This is a genomic window from Streptomyces sp. GC420 (assembly GCF_009916105.1).
Lineage (GTDB): Bacteria > Actinomycetota > Actinomycetes > Streptomycetales > Streptomycetaceae > Streptomyces.
The window spans coordinates 1-15,738 of record NZ_JAAAXQ010000184.1 but is presented as its reverse complement, the minus strand read 5'-3'; the positions used below and the strand labels follow the sequence as shown (position 1 = coordinate 15,738).

Here is a 15,738-nt window from a genome sequence, read left to right as displayed (position 1 = left end):
TTCCGATTCCCCGCCCGTGAGGAGCTGTCCCATGACCGCCGTCGAACTGGCACCCCCCTCCGTCTGGCCGCCGGACCTGTCCGCGTACTGCTTCGAGGTACCGCACTCCGACCAGGCACTCCTTTTCGAGTCCGGCAAGGGCATCCGGCTGACCGACGCCGCAGGCCGCACCTTCCTGGACGCCCTGTCCGGCGTGTTCGTCACCTGCTTCGGCTACGACTGCGAGCCCATCGCGCAGGCCGTGACCGACCAGTTGCGCACGCTGCCCTTCAACCCGCCCCTGCACGGCACCAACCGTGCCGCCCTGGAGCTGGCCCGGCAGCTCGTCGATCTCGCCCCGGCCGGCATCACCGCGGCCAAGCTCGTCAACGGGGGCTCCGAGAGCGTGGAGGCGGCCGTCCGGCTGGCCCGGCTGTACCACCGCGCCCACGGCAACCCCGACCGCGTCAAGGTTCTCAGCTACTACCACGGCTACCACGGAGCCACCTACGGCTCCCTCTCCCTGACCGGCCGGCCCGACGTCAGCCGGTTCGGTCCGGGCCTGCCCGGCGTCGTCCACGTGTGGCCGCCGGACTGCCTGGAGACGTTCTGGGACGTGCCCGGGGAGTCCTCCGGCGCGCTGGCGGCCGCCATGATCGAGCGGACCATCGAGGCCGAGGGCCCCGAGTCGGTCGCGGCGATCGTCATGGAGCCCGTCATCCACCTGCGTGGCATGGCGATCCCGCCCGCCGGCTACCTGGCCCGGGTCCGCGAGATCTGCGACCGGCACGGCGTGCTGCTGGTCTTCGACGAGATCGTCACCGGCTTCGGACGCACCGGGCAGCCCTTCGCGGCGCAGACCTTCGGTGTCACCCCGGACATCCTGTGCGTGGGCAAGGGCATCTCCGGCGGTTTCGCGCCCCTGGCCGCGGTCCTCATGGGCGAGCACGTGGCCGCCGTACTCGGCGAGTCCGGCCGGCCGCCGTCCTTCGCGCCGTCGCACACCTACGCCGCGAACCCGATCGCCGCCGCCGCCGGGCTCGCCGCCGTGAGGCTGTTCCGCGAGGGCGGCTACCCGGACCGCATCGGCGCGCTGGCCGGATACTTCGAACCCCGGCTGCGGACCGTCGTGGGCGGGCGCGGCACAGTGCGCGCCCTCGGCCTGCTGTACGGGGTGAAGCTCGCCGCCGGCGGCGAGGACGCCGGGGAGCGGCTGGCCGCGGCCTGCCTGCGCCGCGGTCTGATCCTGCGCGGGCAGGACGACTGGGTCGTGCTGGCGCCCGCCTTCGTCACCGCGCCGGACGAGGCCGACCGGATGCTGGACATCCTCGGCGACGCGCTGGACGAAATCTGCGGTGACGCGCGGTGAGCGGGCTGTACGACCGCTTCGCCGGCCCGGCCCGTGCGGCGCTGCCCCGCCTCACGTCCGCCGAGCGCGATGTCGTCCTGCGGGAACTGGACCGGCTGCGTTCCGCCGGCCGGGCCTCCTCCCTCTTCGAGGGCCTCCGCGAAGTCGCCGCGCAGGTCCCGGAGCGGCTGTACGGCGACAGCGCGGAGGTCCTGCTGCGCATGCACGAGATCGCCGGCTCGGGAAACCTCCAGAGCAACCTGTCGTCGCTGCCGCTGGTGCGGGCCTGCTTCGAGCTCGGCCTCGTCCCCGGCAACGACCGCGGCGCACCCGCGGAACTCGTCGTGGGGCGCGGCCACATAGCCCCGGCCTTCTACGCCGAGCACTATGTGCGCGGCGCCCTGCCGTTCGCCCCGCTGGCCACGCTGCACCACGGGCTCACCGGCGTCGTCCACCGGGACCTCGGTTTCCGCAACACCATGCGGTACAGCCTCGGCGTCGGCGTCGTCCAGGCGGTCGGTCTCGCCTGGGAGCTGGCACGCCGGGGCGACGACCGCAAAGTCGTCTGCCTGGCAGGGGACGGCGAACTCCACGAGGGTGCCGCCTTCGAGGCGCTGCGGTTCGCGCACGACGCCGGGCTGACCAATCTCGTGCTCGTCGTCGACGCGAACGGCAAGGGCATCGAGCCGCTGGCCAAGCCGGTCAACACCCGTTATCTGTCGGCCTTTCTGGGACGGCTGACGGAGGCCGACGGACGCGACGAGAGGGCGGTACGGGCGGCCCTCGGGGAGCTGCTGGCCGCTCCGGGGTCGTCGGTGCTGGTGTGCCGGACGGCCAAGGGGGACCACAGCTTCCGCCCGGCGGGTGCGGCCCGTCCGGTCCGTGCGCCGTTCGCGTCGACGGCCGGCCGCATGCTCGCCCGCCACCGGGCCCGAGCGGGACGCGACATGACCGTGTTCACCGCGGACATGGCCGCCCGGTTCGGGCTGCGTGGTCATGTGCCGTACACCAACACCGGACTGGCCGAGACCCTGACGGTCGGGATGGCGCTGTCTCTGCCGGAGGACACCCTGAAGGTCGTGGCGACCGACGCCATGTACTACATGGACTCGCTGAGCATGCTCACCGAGGCGACCACGAGCGTGCGCAACCTGCTGGTCCTCGCCGGGCGCAGCTGGGGCGCCTGGGGCGGCGCCCACAACGCCACCAACCTGCTGGGTCTGCTGCTGCACAGCAAGGTCTACGAGCCGGTCACCGAGGCGGAGTTCGCCGCGTGTCTGGACCGCCTGGGCCGGGACCCGGCCACCGCCCATGTCATCAGCATGGTCGACGCGGCGTTCGACCCGCCGGCGCGGGACTGCTCGGGCGACATCGACGGTGCGGTGTGGCTGACGCCGCCGGACGAGGGCCGTACCGACGCCGCCGTGGTGACCTTCGGATACGCGGGCGTCCTGGTGGACGCGGCCAACCGGGGCCTCGGCGTCCCGCACCTGCACTGCGCGGCGCTCGCCCCGCGCCTGGCCCCGGCCGACGTGGCCGTGCTGCGCGGCAGCCGGCGCCTGCTGAGCGTCGAGTACAACGGCGCCCGGGGCGGTTTCGGCGAGGGGCTGCGCACGCGGTACCTGCTGCCCGCCGAGGTCCACGGCGTGCGCCGGGACATCGCCCAGCAGGTGCACCCCCGCCAGCTCGAGCTGCACGGCATGTCCCCGGTCGCGCTGCGGGAACGCCTGTCGCGGCTGCTGGAGAGCCGGGAGGCCGGGCGTGCGCCTGCACACGCATGACTACCGCTCGCAGGACGCGGACGGCATCGTCGACGGCGCGGTCCTGATGCACCGCGAGGCCGCGCGGCTGCTGGCCCGGCACCGCCCGGTCGTCCCGCACGACCTGACGTCCGGTGCGGGCCGGCTCCCGGACGTGCGCCCGGGAGAGACCGTCTACGCGGGCTCCGGGCCGTACGCCTTCCTCTACCACCACTGGCGGGAGCGGACGGGCGGGGACTTCCGCATCGTGCGGGAGGTGCACACCGCGCTGTGGTCCGGCTACTGGGCGCAGGAGGAGCTGTGCGCTCCCCTGCTGCGTCCGGGGGACCTGGCGCTGTTCCCGACCGCGTACACGCGCCGGCTGTTCCTGCGGAACTTCCCCGCGACGGCGGCGAGCGGGTCCGCGGTGGCGTACCCGCTGCTCGACCGGATGCCGCGGCGCCCGCCCCGGCGGCTGCCACCCGGCGGACGGCACCTGCGCATCGGGTATCTCGGGGCGCTGTCCCTGGCCAAGAACTTCGACCAGGTGCTGTCGGTCTTCGCGCGCTGCCACCGCGAGACGCGCGGGCGGGCGGAGCTGCTGTGCGCGGGCAAGCCCAACGACCCGCGGTGGGAGGCGGGCGCGGTCCGTGCGTCCCTCGCGCGCGCCGGGGTGCCCGGCGGACGGGTCCGGGTCGCGGGCGTCTGGTCGCGGGAGCGCCTGGCGGAGTTCTTCGACGCCGTGGACGTCCTGCTGTTCCCCAGCACGGCGTCGCGGGAGACGCTGGGCCGTGTCGTGATCGAGGCCCTGGCCCACGGTGTGCCGGTCCTGGCCGCGGACGTCGGCCCGGCCGTGGAGCTGCTGCCCGCCCGGAACCTGGTGCCCACCGCCCTCGACGTGCACGGCACGTTCGGCATGGGCCGGGTCGGCCCGCTGGGGCGGGTGGACGAGGACGTCCTGGTGGAGAAACTGCTCACCCGCGACTTCGCGCCTGCGGCGGTGCGCCGCGGGGCGCCGTACACCGACGAGGCGTTCCTGGACGCGCTCGCCGGCCGCCCGGCGCCGGTGGACGTGCCGTACGACCGGGTCCTGCCGGACGCGGTCCGGGTGGCACCGCGCGGCCGGGCCGGCCTGCGCGGCCGTGCGGACGAGGCCGTCCGGCTGTTCCGGGCGTTCTTCGAGCGCCAGGACGACACGCTGAGCGGCGCGCTCGACGCGCTGGCGGCCCGCACCGGGCACGACGCCCCGGAGCTGCGCGCGATCGCCGCCGCTCCGGAACGCAACCTCGCCGACTACCGGGCCTTCCCCCGGCTGCTGGACGCCCTGGTCCTGCCGCCGCTGACCTACACCCTCGCGCCCGCCGCCGCGGGTGCCGCAACGACGGGAGACACGCCATGACAGCAGGCACCGAAGGGGAGTTCACCGGCAGGGTGGTCCTCGTGGTGGGCGGCGGCCGCGGCATCGGGGCAGCCGTCGCCGAGGACTTCGCCAGGCGCGGCGCCGACGTCGTGGTCGCCGACACCGACCGGCTGCCCTCGGCGTACAACCACTACCGGTCGGCCGCCGTCACCGGCTACGCCGAGGCGCTCGCCCTGGCCGAGCGGCTGACGGCCGAGGGCATGCCGGTGACGGCGGCGGAGGCGGACGCCACCGACGAGGACGCCGTCCGCCGCCTCTACCAGGGCATCGCCGACGGCCCTGGCCGGCTCGACACGGTCGTCAACGCGTTCGGCGTCACCCATGTCAGTACCGTCGAGCACATGGAGCTGGCCGAGTTCCGGCACGTCGTCTCCGGCAACCTGGACGGTGTGTTCCTGTCGTCGCGGTCCGCGCTGCCGCTGCTGCGTGCCGCCGGGGGCGGCGCCATCGTCAACTTCTCCTCCGTGTCGGGCCGTACCGGGTTCTCGAAGGTCTCCCACTACTGCGCGGCGAAGTTCGGTGTGGTCGGGTTCACGGCCGCGATGGCCCTGGAGGTCGCGCGGGAGAACATCCGCGTCAACGCCGTCTGCCCGGGGATGGTCCGCTCCCACATGTGGCGATACCTGCTGTCGGAGTTCGCGCGTCCCGGTGAGACCGAGGACGAGTGCTGGGAACGGATGCGCGCGATGATCCCGCAGCGCGCGTTCCAGACGCCGGAGGACATCGCCGGGCTGGTGCGCTACCTGGCGACGGCGCCCCGGGTCACCGGCCAGGCCGTCAGTGTCAACGGCGGGATGACCACGCCATGACGGTCCCGCCGCGCGGCACCGCCGTCATCGGCTTCGACGACCCCGGCTGGAGCTTCTCCGGCCCCGGCGCCGTGTCCCTGCCGCACCCGGGGGAGCTGCGCGTGCGGGTCCCGCGAGGCGCCGACCTGTTCCGCATGCCCGGCTCCTACGAGGCGTCCGGCACCGGAACCTGGGGGCGCGCCGTGGCGGGCGACCACACCCTGTGGACCCGGGTCGGGGTCGAGGGACGGGCGTTCGGGGACGCGGGGGGCGTCGTCGTCCACGACCGGGCGGGCTGGTTCAAGATCTGCGTGGAGCACACCCGCGCGGGCGGCTGGGCGATCGTCACGGTGGTCAGCCGGCCGCTGTCCGACGAGGCCACGGGGGCCGCCCTGGCCGGCCCCGGCGCCGAACTCCTGGTCACCCGGCAGGGGCGGCGCCACGCCGTCTTCCACCGGGAACACGGCGGCCAGGAGTGGCGGTTCACCCGTACCTTCCTCGGCGGCGGTGACCCGGAGGTCCGGGTCGGCCTGTTCGCGCAGGCGCCGTTCTCCGACACGTGCACGGCCTCCTTCACCCCGCCCGGCTTCGCCCCCGCGGCCCTGGCCGACCGCCGCTGAGCCGCACGCCGAACCGGGGTGCCGCCCCCGACCTCCTGCCTCCGAGCCCAGGGAACCACCATCATGATTTCGCCACAGCCCGTCACCGACCTGATGTGGGCCCACTGGAAGACCCGCATCCTGCTCAGCGCCGTGGAGCTGGGCGTGTTCACCGCACTCGCGGGAGGGCCGCTGACCGCCGCCGGACTGTGCGCCCGGACCGCCCTGCATCCCGGCCCCTCGGCGGACTTCCTCGACGCCCTCGTGGCGCTCGGCCTGCTCGACCGCTCCGGCGACCGGTACGCCGGCACACCGGAGGCCCTGGAGTACCTGGACGCCGGCAAGCCCGCGAGCTACCTCGGCGCCGGCCTCCTCTCCCGGAGCCCCGGGCTCGCCGACGAGCTGGTCGGCGTGCTGCGCACCGGGAAGGCATCCCACGGCGGCCGGGACGGGCGGGACTTCTACGCCCGCACGTACGCCACCGCCCAGTCCGCGGGCGCGTTCCAGCGGGACATGACCACGCTCAGCATCGGCCCGGCACGGGCCCTGGCGGAACGCTTCCCGTGGCATCGGTACCGCACCCTCGTGGACGTCGGCTGCGCGGAGGGGGCAGTGCCTGGGTGGGTGCTGCGCTCCCACCCTCATCTGACCGCCGTGGGGTTCGACCTGCCGGCCGCCCGGCCGGGCTTCGAGGCGTACACGGAGCTCCTGGGCGTGGCCGAACGCGTCGAGTTCCGGCCGGGCGACTTCTTCCGGGACGAGCTGCCCCGGGCCGACGTCGTCGTCCTGGGCCACGTGCTGCACAACTGGAGCGAACCGGAGAAGCTCCGGCTCCTGGAGAAGGCGTACGCCGCACTGCCGCCGGGCGGAGCCGTCCTGGTCCACGAGACGCTGATCGACGACGAGCGCCGCGGCAACGCGGTCGGCCTGATCCTCAGTCTGATCATGCACGCCGAGGTGCCGGGCGGGTTCGACTACACCGGTGCTCAGGGTGTCCGGTGGCTGCGGCAGGCGGGCTTCCGCAAGACCCGCGTGGAGCATCTGGACGGACCCGAGTCCATGCTGGTCGGCATCAGGTGAACGCCCCGCTCTCCCCCGCCGGCGCTGATCCGGGCGGGACCGACCTGCTGATGTTCTGGAACCTGTACGAGACCGGCATCGAGCGGCTGCGGGGCTGCGACGAGCGGTGGAAGGCGCAGTGCGCGCTGGTCGCCGCGCTGCGGCCGAGGGTGCTGCTGACGACCGAGGGCTGGGGCTGGCACCGTGCGGGCGGGGCCCTGTTCGAGGAGGCGAAGACCGCCTTCGGCATGGACGGCGAGCTGTTCACCGCCAAGACGGGCTGCCACCAGGCGGTGTTCTGGGAGCCGGACGTCGAGCGGGTGGCCGTGGAGCGCGTGGCCCCGGAGCTGGCCCACTGGCACGGCCACGGGCTGGTCACCCTCCGGCTGCCGGGCTGGAGCACCCCCTTGCGGTTCCTGGTCGCCCACCTCGACCCGTTCAGCCCGACCGGCCGACGTGTGGAGGCGGACCACCTTCGCCACCACGCGGATCCCGCCCTGCCGCCGCTGGTGGTCGGCCTGGACGCCAACTGCGTCCCGCCCGGCGACCCCGAACCCGACTGGACCCGCGCGGCCCGGCACCGCAGGGACGACCTGCTGCTGCCGGGCGGGAGGCGCGCCGACCGGACACCGCTCGACACGCTCCTCGGCGACCCAGGCGACCCGCTCCTGGTGGACGCCGGCGCCCACCTGGGGGACCGCTCGCCGACCTACGGGGAGTTCATGCCCGGCGAGCCGGAGCGCAGGATCGACCTGTTCCTGCTGTCCGTCTCCCTCGTCCCGCTGCTGACCGCGTACCACGCGCCGGACCCGCGGCCCCGGCCGGACGAGAGGCGCCCACCGGCCTCCGACCACCGCCCGGTCACGATACGGCTGCGCCGCCGGTGAACACACCGTCCCGGTCGGCGCCGCCCGCCGGGCCCGGTGTCCTTGCGGCCGGCGGAGGAGGGCGGAGGGTGCGGGCGGGGCGTCCCGCCCGCACCCTCCGCCGTTCGGCGACCTGGTTCCCGGGTCCCCTCAGTTCCCCCGCGGCCACAGATCGTCGCGCCGGGTGGCCTGGAGAGCCAGGATCATGAGGTGCGCACGATTGCTCACCCCCGCCTTTCCACGGATTCTGCGCAGATATGTGTCGACGGTGTGGGGGCTGAGCTGCATCCTCCGGGCGATGGAGGAGTAGGTGAGACCTTCGGCGAGGTGGCCCAGCACCTCGATCTCGCGCGAACTCAGTTGATCGAGTATGTCGGTGGCGGACGAACTCACGAGCGTGCCTTTCGTGGAGGGTTGAGCGCCTCAGGGGGAGAATCGGGCGCTCCGCCGGGGCGGAGCCGCTCCGGGTCGGCCGTACGGGTCGTCGATGTCGTCACCCGTCCGCGTGTTCCGGCGTGGTGTCGCCCGGCCGGCGCGTTAAGGTGCAACGCGTGTTCGACAGACGACACGTTGACGCCGCTTACCGGACAGTGACCTCGCAGTCCGGGCCTGCGCGCCCTTCCGGTGGCCTGCGCGACCGCGGCCGGCCCGGATCAGACCCCGGTGACATCGATGTCCGTGGCCACCGTGACGGACGGCGCCGCGGGATCGGTGACGGCGTCGCCGGGGATCCGACCGCCCCAGCCGCTGTCCTCGTTCGTGGTGTCCGTCGCGGAGCCCTCCACCGCCACCGTCCCGACGGGCGCGTGCGGGACGACGGCTGCGCCGAGCGCGCCGAGGGCGAGGGCGGAGAAGGCGGAGAGGGCGACGACGGCCGAGTTCAGGGACTTCATGGAGGAGACTCCTCTGTCTGGTTTCCGGGACCCGTTCCGGGCCGGGCGGTGCACCGGCCCTCCGGTGCTTCAAGACTCCCGTGCCGGCGCCGGCCGGGCCACGGATCAGGTCGCTCACCAAGCTGCCCCGCAGCAAGACGAACAGGGGACGAAATGTTCAAAGCCGAAGAAAGCAGGACGATCGGCCCATCCCCGTTACCCGAGGACCGCGAGGTGGCCCTGTACAAGTGGGTGGTCGGCAACGAGCGGCTGGACCAGGACCGGGCCGCACGGGACCTAGGGCTGGGCCGGGACGAGGTCGACGCGGCCCTCGCCACGCTCACCGAACTGGGCCTGCTGAAGGCGGACGCGGACGATCCGGCGCGGCTGCGTCCGGTCGACCCGGACCTCGTGGCGGCGGTCGTGACGACCTCGCTGGAGGAGACGATCCGCGCCCAGCAGTCCGAACTGCACCGTATTCGTGACCAGTTCGCCAGCCTGCGCGGTCACTACCGGGACAGCCTGAGCCGGGCCTCGGTCGGCCTGGAGGTGATCCCCGGCCTGGCCGAGGTGCGCGCAGCGCTCAACCGCGCCTCGGCGGAGTGCACCGAGGAAATGCTGACCAGCCAGCCCGGCGGGAACCGGGTGCCGGCCGCCCTCCAGGAGGCTCTGGCCCGCGACACCGCGCTGCTCTCCCGCGGAGTGCGGATGCGCACGCTGTACCACCACACGGCCCGGTTCAACGGACCCAGCCAGGCCTATGTCTCCATGGTGTCCGGTCTCGGCGCCGAGTACCGCACCGCGCACGAGCTGTTCGGACGGCTGATCGTCTTCGACCGGCGGGTGGCGTTCATCCCGGAGCAGAGCGGCAACTGGGGTGCGGTGGTGATCCGGGAACCGTCGGTCGTGCACTATCTGTGCGAGATATTCGAGCAGTACTGGACCCATGCCGAGCCGTTCTCCGACGCGGTGACCGACGGCCTGGAGGCCGTCGCCAAGGACATCGACCGGACCATCGTGCGACTGCTGGCCTCGGGCATGAAGGACGAGACCATCGCACGCCGCCTCGGCATGTCCCTGCGCACGGCCCGCAAGCACATCGCCGACGTCATGGAGACACTCGGCGCCGAGAGCCGTTTCCAGGCCGGTGTCCTGTCCGCCCGGCTGGGCCTGCTCGGCGACGAGGGCGGGGAGACCGCGCCCTCCGTCTGAGCCCGTCGCCGTCCCGTCCCCCGTCCACGGCGCTGCCCGCGCGGTCACCCGCGATTGCCCGTGCGGTACCGCGAACTCGGGACTTTCGGACCACGTCCGCGTCCGGGAGAGTTCCTGCAACTGCGCGGACCGGAGCGCCCCTACGAGGCGCCACCGGTCGCCGCGGTCATGTGGCGGAAGAACAGCCGGCTCGTCCTACGGGTGTTCCGTGCGCGAAGGACAGGTTCGTCCGCGCGCGAACGGCGTCGCATGCCGGTACCCGCTGGCCCCGACGTGCAGCGGCCGCGCATGCGGGCCGGGCGCACGGCCGGCGCCGGATCCGGACCTCGGCACGCGGGAGGAGCCTGCGTGACGGGGAGCGTGAGTGGGACATGGACTATGAACCGGCCTGGGCAGGAGCGGAATCCGACCTGGACCGCTTCGTCAGGGATCTGACGCTGTGCCTGTCGGTGCACCGGGACAGGAGTCCGGCCTTGGTGTGGCCGGACGGCATCGACGCGGTGGTCGCCGCACGGCACACGGACGGGCCCGAGCTGACGGCTGCTCTGGGAGCCCTGCTGGGCTCCGAGGTCACCAGTTCCTTCATCACGCTCGCGGTGGGCGCACGCAGCGGCAGGAAGACGGCCGGCACCGATCTGGTGCTGCTGCCCGTACAGGGCAGTTGCGGCGGCCGGGTCGAACCGTCCGCCCCCGGGCAGGGTCCGGCAGTACTGGAAAAGGCGCTGGAGCTGCGGCTGCGGGTGGGAGAGGCCCTCTACGTGCCGACCGGCCTCGTCTACAGCCTCGACGCCGTGCACACCCCCTGCACGCTCCAGGTGCTGGCGGTGCATCCGCCGGCCTGGTGACGCCCGGCGGCCGCACCGGGCCGGCGTCGGGCCGTGAACCCTCACCCACGGGCCTCGGCAGTCCGCGCCACGGCGGACGGCCGGGGCCCGTCCAGTTCCCGCCACACGGCGAACAGCAGCGGAGCCAGCGCGATGGCCAGGTACACGCCGCCGAACAGCACCAGCGCACCCGTCAGGCCCACCCGGTCCAGGAGCAGGCCGGCGCCCAGGGCGCCGAGCGGGGTGGCCGCCAGCGCGCAGGCCACCACCAGCCCGAAGACCCGGCCGCGCACGGACTCCGGCACCCGTTCGTACGCCACCGCCATCATCAGCGGGCTGACGATGCCCGAGCCGATGCCCGAGACCACCAGGCCCGCCAGCAGCGCGGCGGTGGACACCTGCCCGGCGAGGAGGACGCAGCGCAGCGCGCCGAGCAGCAGGAAGCAGCAGGCGAAGACCGTACGTCGCGGCCAGCGGCGCCCGAGCCAGCCGTGCAGGGCCGTCCCGGCCAGCGCGCCGAGTCCGATGGCCGTCATCATCGCCCCGAGCAGGGAGCTGCTGTGCAGGACCCGGGTCCCGTAGGCCGGGTAGAGGACCGCGTTGAGCCCGCTGTCCAGGGCGTTGGTGACAAGCAGGACGCCGACCACGGCCCGCATCAGCCGGTCCTCTCGCAGGCTCGCGAAGCCGGCCCGCAACCGGGCTCCGTAGGAACCCTCTCCGGAACCGGAACCGGAGGCGTGGGCGTGCTCGTGCGGGCGGGGTCCGGCCGGTACGAGGGCGCGGACCAGGATCGCGCAGAGCAGCAGGGCGGCGGCGTCCGCGCACAGCGTGGGCACCGGCCCGGCCGACGCGACCAGCAGGCCCGCGAGCGGTGCGCCGGCCATGGTGCCGATGCGGCGGGCGCCCTCCACGGCGCTGGTGCCGCGCTCGACCGGTGTCCCGGCCCGCCGTATCGCGCCGATCACCAGCACCTGCTTGGCGGTGTCCGAGGGGCCGCGGGCGGCGCCGGCCAGCAGTGCCAGGACGGCCAGGAGCGGCAGGGGCATGCCGACCGTGCGGTGCAGGGCGGGGACCAGGCCGATCGCGAGGGCGGTCAGCAGGTCCGCGGCGACACTCGCGGTCCGGGCGGGCACGCGGTCCACGAGCGGACCGGCGAGGACGGCGGAGCACAGCAGCCCCGCGGTCTCGGCCGCCGCCACCAGCCCCGTGCTGGTGCCGCTGCCGGTGCTCCGCAGGACGAACCACGGCAGGGCGAGCAGGGTCGCCGCGGTCCCGAGCGACGAGACGGCGGACACCGCGACCAGCGTCAGCAGCGGCACACGTCGGTTCATGGGCTTCGTTCTCCTCGGCGGGGGCAGGGGCAGGTTCGGGGACAGAGACGAACGCGGAGGCGAAGGCCGTGCCCGGTGCGACGGGCACCGGGCACGGCCGGGGGGACGTGCGGGAGGCGGTCCTGGGTCAGCCGGCGGCGTCCATCGCCAGCCGCAGGCTGAGGGGGCGCATGTCGGTCCACACCTGCTCGATGTGGGCCAGGCACTCCTCCCGTGTCCCGCTGGTCCCGGTCGCCCGCCAGCCGGCCGGGATGTCGCGGTCGCTCGCCCAGACGGAGTACTGCTCCTCGTCGTTGACGACGACGGTCCATTCCTGTGTCGCGGTGCCGTTCATGTCCTGCTCCTTCGTTGATCTGTCGGTTCGGGGATCGGTTCGGGGATCGGTTCGGGGGCGGATGGTGTTCCGGGGTGTCCGGCCCGGGCGGCCGGACACCGCGCTCAGGGGGAGACCGCCTGCTCCAGGGCGGCGGACAGCCGCTCCGCGAGGACGGCCGCGTGAGGCGCGTCGAGCAGGGTGTGGTGGTTGCCGGGCACGTGAACGGTGCGGACCCGGCCCCGGGTGTACGGGGTCCAGGCGCCGGGGTCGACGAGCGGGGTGTCCAGTTCCGGGTGGCGTTCGGCGACGGTGAAGAGCCGGACGTCGGCGCGCAGGACGGCGCCGGGCCGGTAGGCCGCCGCCGCCTCGCCGTTGGCGTCGGCCACCCGCAGCATGCGGCGCAGCGCGTCGGTACGGGCCCGGCGGGGCAGGCTGCCCCGTTCGTGGCCCCGGTGGACCAGTGCCTCGAGGAGGGAGTCCTCGTCAAGTCCCTGGATCTCCCGGGCGTCCAGGCCGGCGGCGACGCCGTAGCGGACGATGTCGGAGCGCTCGCCGGCGACGGCGCGGCGGGGTCCGGGGGCCGAGGTGTCGACGGCGCCGAAGAAGGCGACCGTCTCGCCCGCCGCCTCCAGGCGGAGGGCGATCTCGTGGCCCACCGTTCCGCCGAAGGACCAGCCCGCGATCAGGTACGGGCCGTGCGGTGCGATCCGGCGTATCTCCTCCAGGTACCGCCGCGCCATGTCCTCGACCCGGCGCAGCGGGGTCTCGGCGGTGTTGTGGCCTACGGCCTCGATGCCGTACACCCGCCGGGAGCCGCCCAGTGCCCCGGCGATCGGGAGGTAGCAGCAGGCGTCGCCGCCGCGCGGGTGGACCAGGAAGAGCGGGGGCCGCCCGGGGTCGCCGTCGGCGAGCGGCACCACCAGCCGGGCTGCGGTCTCCCCGGCGTCGGACAGTGCCTCGCAGAGCAGTTCCACGGTCGGTTTGCGAAAGACGAGGTTGAGGGGCAGTTCGACACCGAACTCCCTGCGGACCGCGGCGATCAGTTCGAACGCCTTCAGGGAGTGGCCGCCCAGCGCGAAGAAGTCGTCCCGCACGCCCAGCGGCCGTACGTCGAGGAGTTCCTCCCAGATGCGGGCCATCCGCAGTTCGAGCGCGTCGCGGGGTGGCACCGGTTTCTGCCGCGTGCGGGCGGGGTCGACCGCGGGGAGGGCCTTGCGGTCGAGTTTGCCGTTCGGGGTGAGCGGCAGGGAGTCCAGGCCCACCAGCACGGACGGCACCATGAAGTCCGGCAGGCTCTCCCGCAGGGCCGCGCCGAGGGCCAGGGGGTCGCCGGAGGGGTTCTGCCACACGACGTAGCCGACCAGGATCGCGTCCACTCCGGTGCCGCGCACGGCGACGGCCGCCTCGGCGACCTCGGGGTGGCGGGCCATGGCGGTCTCGATCTCGCCGAGTTCGATGCGGTGGCCGCGCACCTTGACCTGGCCGTCCTCGCGGCCCCGGTACTCCAGGGTGCCGTCGGGCAGCCTGCGGGCCAGGTCCCCGGTGCGGTACATCCTGCTTCCCGGCGCCGCGAACGGGTCCGGCAGGAAGCGCTCGGCGGTGAGTCCCGGGCGCCCGGCGTAGCCGCGCACGACTCCGTCGCCGGCGATGTACAGCTCACCGCAGACCCCGGCGGGCAGCGGGCGCAGTCGCTCGTCCAGCACGTGCACGCGGGTGTTGGCGAGGGGGCGGCCGATCGGCACCGGGCGGCCCGGGGCCTCGTCGCCCAGCCGGTGGGCGGTGGACCAGATGGTGGTCTCGGTGGGGCCGTATACGTTCCACACGCTGCCCACGGAGGCCCGCAGGCGTTCGGCGAGGACCGGCGGGAGGGCCTCGCCGCCGCAGAGTGCTCTGACGAGCGGGTTGCGCCAGCCGGCCTGCGTGAGCAGGTGCCAGGTGGCCGGGGTGGCCTGGACGAGGGTGGCACCGGCCCGGTCCAGTTCCTTGGCGAGCATGCTGCCGTCCCTGGCGGTTTCCCTGGCGACGATGTGCACGGTGGCGCCCCGGACCAGCGGCACCAGCAGTTCCGTGACGGCGATGTCGAAGGAGGCGGTGGTGACCGCGGCGACCACGTCCCCTTCGGTGATCTCCAGCCGGGCGACCATGTCGAGGGCGAAGTTGACGACGCCCCGGTGCGGCACCATGACGCCCTTGGGGCGGCCGGTCGAGCCGGAGGTGTAGATGACGTAGGCGAGCTGGTCGGGATCCGCGGGAGGCAGGTCGCCGGGCGGCTGCCGGTCCTGAGCCACCGCGTCCTCGACCCGCAGGGTGCGCACTCCGGCGGGCAGCCGTACGCCGTCCGGTTCGCCGTCCCCGCCGGTCAGCAGCACGCGCGCACCGCTGTCCGCCAGCATCAACTCGACCCGTTCGCGCGGGTAGGCGGTGTCGACGGGCACATAGGCCGCGCCCGCCTTGAGGACGCCCAGCAGTGCCACCGGCAGGTCGGCCGAACGTTCCACGCACACGGCCACCGGGGAGTCCGGTCCGGCACCCTGCGCACGCAGTGCGCCTGCCAGCCGCCCTGCCCGCTCGTCGAGTTCGGCGTAGGTGAGGGCGTGCCGCTCGTCGCGGACCGCCACCGCGTCCGGGGTGCGGGCGGCCTGACGGGCGATCAGCGCGTGGACGGTCGTCGCCGGCCGGGGTGCGTCCGTGGCGTTCAGGCCGTGCACCAGGTGTTCGCGTTCCGCGGGGTCGAGCAGGTCCAGGTCGCCGAACGGGCGGTCCGGCGCGGCGACGGCTGCCCTGAGCAGCCGTTCGAAGGAGCGCGTCATCCGTGCGACGGTCCGCCGGTCGAACAGGTCGGCGGCGAACACGGCGTGGCCGTGCAGGCCGTCGGGGGCCTCGGTCAGGTAGAGGGACAGGTCGAACTTGGCGCCGCCGTTGCTGAGCACCACCGGCTCCGCCGTGAGGCCGGGGAGCGCGGGCAGGGGCCCGGTCTCGTCGTTGAGGACGAGCATGACCTGGAACAGGGGGTGGCGGCTGAGGTCGCGCTCCGGCTGCACCTCCTCCACGAGCCGTTCGAAGGGGACGTCCTGGTGGGCGTAGGCGCCGAGGGCGGTCTCCCGGGCACGCGTCACGAGTTCCCCGAAGGAGGGGGTGCCCGAGAGGTCGGTGCGCAGTACCAGTGTGTTGACGAAGAAGCCGATCAGGGGTTCCAGTTCGGCCCGGTCACGGCCGGCCACGGGTGCCCCGACGGCGATGTCGGTGCTGCCCGTCCAGCGGGCCAGCAGCGCCTGGAAACCCGCCAGCAGCACCATGAACAGGGTGGCGCCCCGCCGCTGACCGAGGGCGCGCAGGTCGTCCAGCAGGTCCGGGGGGAGGGTGAAGCCGACGTGGTCGCCGCGGC

At 74.0% G+C, this 15,738-nt stretch carries 14 protein-coding genes; 9 read left to right on the top strand and 5 right to left on the bottom strand.

Translation table 11 applies throughout. The annotated features are described in order from the left end of the window. Positions 1-31 precede the first annotated feature (31 nt). From GUY61_RS21980 to GUY61_RS21950, 7 genes are all read left to right on the top strand, one after another. Complete coding sequence (locus GUY61_RS21980) at positions 32-1,348, top strand: aspartate aminotransferase family protein (protein WP_166631941.1); 1,317 nt, start codon at positions 32-34, stop codon at positions 1,346-1,348. Further along, complete coding sequence (locus GUY61_RS21975) at positions 1,345-3,108, top strand: 1-deoxy-D-xylulose-5-phosphate synthase N-terminal domain-containing protein (protein ID WP_166631940.1); 1,764 nt, start codon at positions 1,345-1,347, stop codon at positions 3,106-3,108. The genes GUY61_RS21980 and GUY61_RS21975 overlap by 4 nt, the downstream gene beginning before the upstream one ends. After that, a complete protein-coding gene (locus GUY61_RS21970) occupies positions 3,089-4,465 on the top strand; it encodes a glycosyltransferase (RefSeq protein WP_313896787.1) in 1,377 nt (458 codons plus the stop codon). Before GUY61_RS21975 ends, GUY61_RS21970 begins: the two co-directional genes overlap by 20 nt. Then, positions 4,462-5,295 carry an SDR family NAD(P)-dependent oxidoreductase gene (locus GUY61_RS21965; protein WP_166631939.1) on the top strand — a complete coding sequence of 278 codons (834 nt, stop codon included), beginning with the start codon at positions 4,462-4,464 and terminating at the stop codon, positions 5,293-5,295. Before GUY61_RS21970 ends, GUY61_RS21965 begins: the two co-directional genes overlap by 4 nt. Then, positions 5,292-5,894: a DUF1349 domain-containing protein gene (locus GUY61_RS21960; protein WP_166631938.1), complete on the top strand. Its 603-nt coding sequence runs from the start codon at positions 5,292-5,294 to the stop codon at positions 5,892-5,894. The genes GUY61_RS21965 and GUY61_RS21960 overlap by 4 nt, the downstream gene beginning before the upstream one ends. Positions 5,895-5,957: 63 nt before the next feature. Next, positions 5,958-6,953 carry a methyltransferase gene (locus GUY61_RS21955; protein ID WP_166631937.1) on the top strand — a complete coding sequence of 332 codons (996 nt, stop codon included), beginning with the start codon at positions 5,958-5,960 and terminating at the stop codon, positions 6,951-6,953. Positions 6,954-7,003: 50 nt separating this feature from the next. Then, the gene (locus tag GUY61_RS21950) at positions 7,004-7,819 is read left to right on the top strand and encodes an endonuclease/exonuclease/phosphatase family protein (RefSeq protein ID WP_166631942.1); all 816 of its coding nucleotides are present in this window, start codon (positions 7,004-7,006) and stop codon (positions 7,817-7,819) included. Between the two features lie 129 nt (positions 7,820-7,948). On the opposite strand, the gene GUY61_RS21945 is transcribed toward GUY61_RS21950, so the two are convergent. Then, a complete protein-coding gene (locus GUY61_RS21945; protein WP_166631936.1) occupies positions 7,949-8,191 on the bottom strand; it encodes a response regulator transcription factor in 243 nt (80 codons plus the stop codon). Between the two features lie 260 nt (positions 8,192-8,451). Next, entirely contained in the window at positions 8,452-8,691 is a 240-nt protein-coding gene (locus GUY61_RS21940; protein WP_166631935.1) for a hypothetical protein, read from the bottom strand. Positions 8,692-8,904: 213 nt separating this feature from the next. Between GUY61_RS21940 and GUY61_RS21935 the strand changes: the two genes are divergently transcribed. After that, a complete protein-coding gene (locus GUY61_RS21935; RefSeq protein ID WP_313896786.1) occupies positions 8,905-9,882 on the top strand; it encodes a helix-turn-helix transcriptional regulator in 978 nt (325 codons plus the stop codon). A 371-nt stretch (positions 9,883-10,253) separates the two neighbouring features. After that, complete coding sequence (locus GUY61_RS21930) at positions 10,254-10,727, top strand: hypothetical protein (protein ID WP_166631933.1); 474 nt, start codon at positions 10,254-10,256, stop codon at positions 10,725-10,727. Between the two features lie 41 nt (positions 10,728-10,768). Here the strand turns inward: GUY61_RS21930 and GUY61_RS21925 are convergent, their stop codons facing one another. The 3 genes from GUY61_RS21925 to GUY61_RS21915 form a co-directional block, all read right to left on the bottom strand. Then, positions 10,769-12,037 (bottom strand): MFS transporter, encoded by a 1,269-nt coding sequence (locus GUY61_RS21925; RefSeq protein ID WP_166631932.1) that lies wholly within the window; start codon positions 12,035-12,037, stop codon positions 10,769-10,771. A gap of 127 nt (positions 12,038-12,164) precedes the next feature. Continuing rightward, positions 12,165-12,371, bottom strand: coding sequence for an MbtH family NRPS accessory protein (locus GUY61_RS21920; protein WP_166631931.1), 207 nt, complete (start codon positions 12,369-12,371; stop codon positions 12,165-12,167). A 104-nt stretch (positions 12,372-12,475) separates the two neighbouring features. Beyond that, a partial coding sequence (locus tag GUY61_RS21915) for an amino acid adenylation domain-containing protein (RefSeq protein ID WP_166631930.1) occupies positions 12,476-15,738 on the bottom strand: 3,263 nt, incomplete at its 5' end.

Bases quoted from the DNA above. Each gene is read 5' to 3' on its own strand.
- GUY61_RS21930 (WP_166631933.1), top strand. From the start codon at position 10,254: ATGGACTATGAACCGGCCTGGGCAGGAGCGGAATCCGACCTGGACCGC.
- GUY61_RS21940 (WP_166631935.1), bottom strand. From the start codon at position 8,691: ATGAAGTCCCTGAACTCGGCCGTCGTCGCCCTCTCCGCCTTCTCCGCC.
- GUY61_RS21965 (WP_166631939.1), top strand. From the start codon at position 4,462: ATGACAGCAGGCACCGAAGGGGAGTTCACCGGCAGGGTGGTCCTCGTG.
- GUY61_RS21950 (WP_166631942.1), top strand. From the start codon at position 7,004: ATGTTCTGGAACCTGTACGAGACCGGCATCGAGCGGCTGCGGGGCTGC.
- GUY61_RS21955 (WP_166631937.1), top strand. From the start codon at position 5,958: ATGATTTCGCCACAGCCCGTCACCGACCTGATGTGGGCCCACTGGAAG.
- GUY61_RS21920 (WP_166631931.1), bottom strand. From the start codon at position 12,371: ATGAACGGCACCGCGACACAGGAATGGACCGTCGTCGTCAACGACGAG.
- GUY61_RS21980 (WP_166631941.1), top strand. From the start codon at position 32: ATGACCGCCGTCGAACTGGCACCCCCCTCCGTCTGGCCGCCGGACCTG.
- GUY61_RS21960 (WP_166631938.1), top strand. From the start codon at position 5,292: ATGACGGTCCCGCCGCGCGGCACCGCCGTCATCGGCTTCGACGACCCC.
- GUY61_RS21925 (WP_166631932.1), bottom strand. From the start codon at position 12,037: ATGAACCGACGTGTGCCGCTGCTGACGCTGGTCGCGGTGTCCGCCGTC.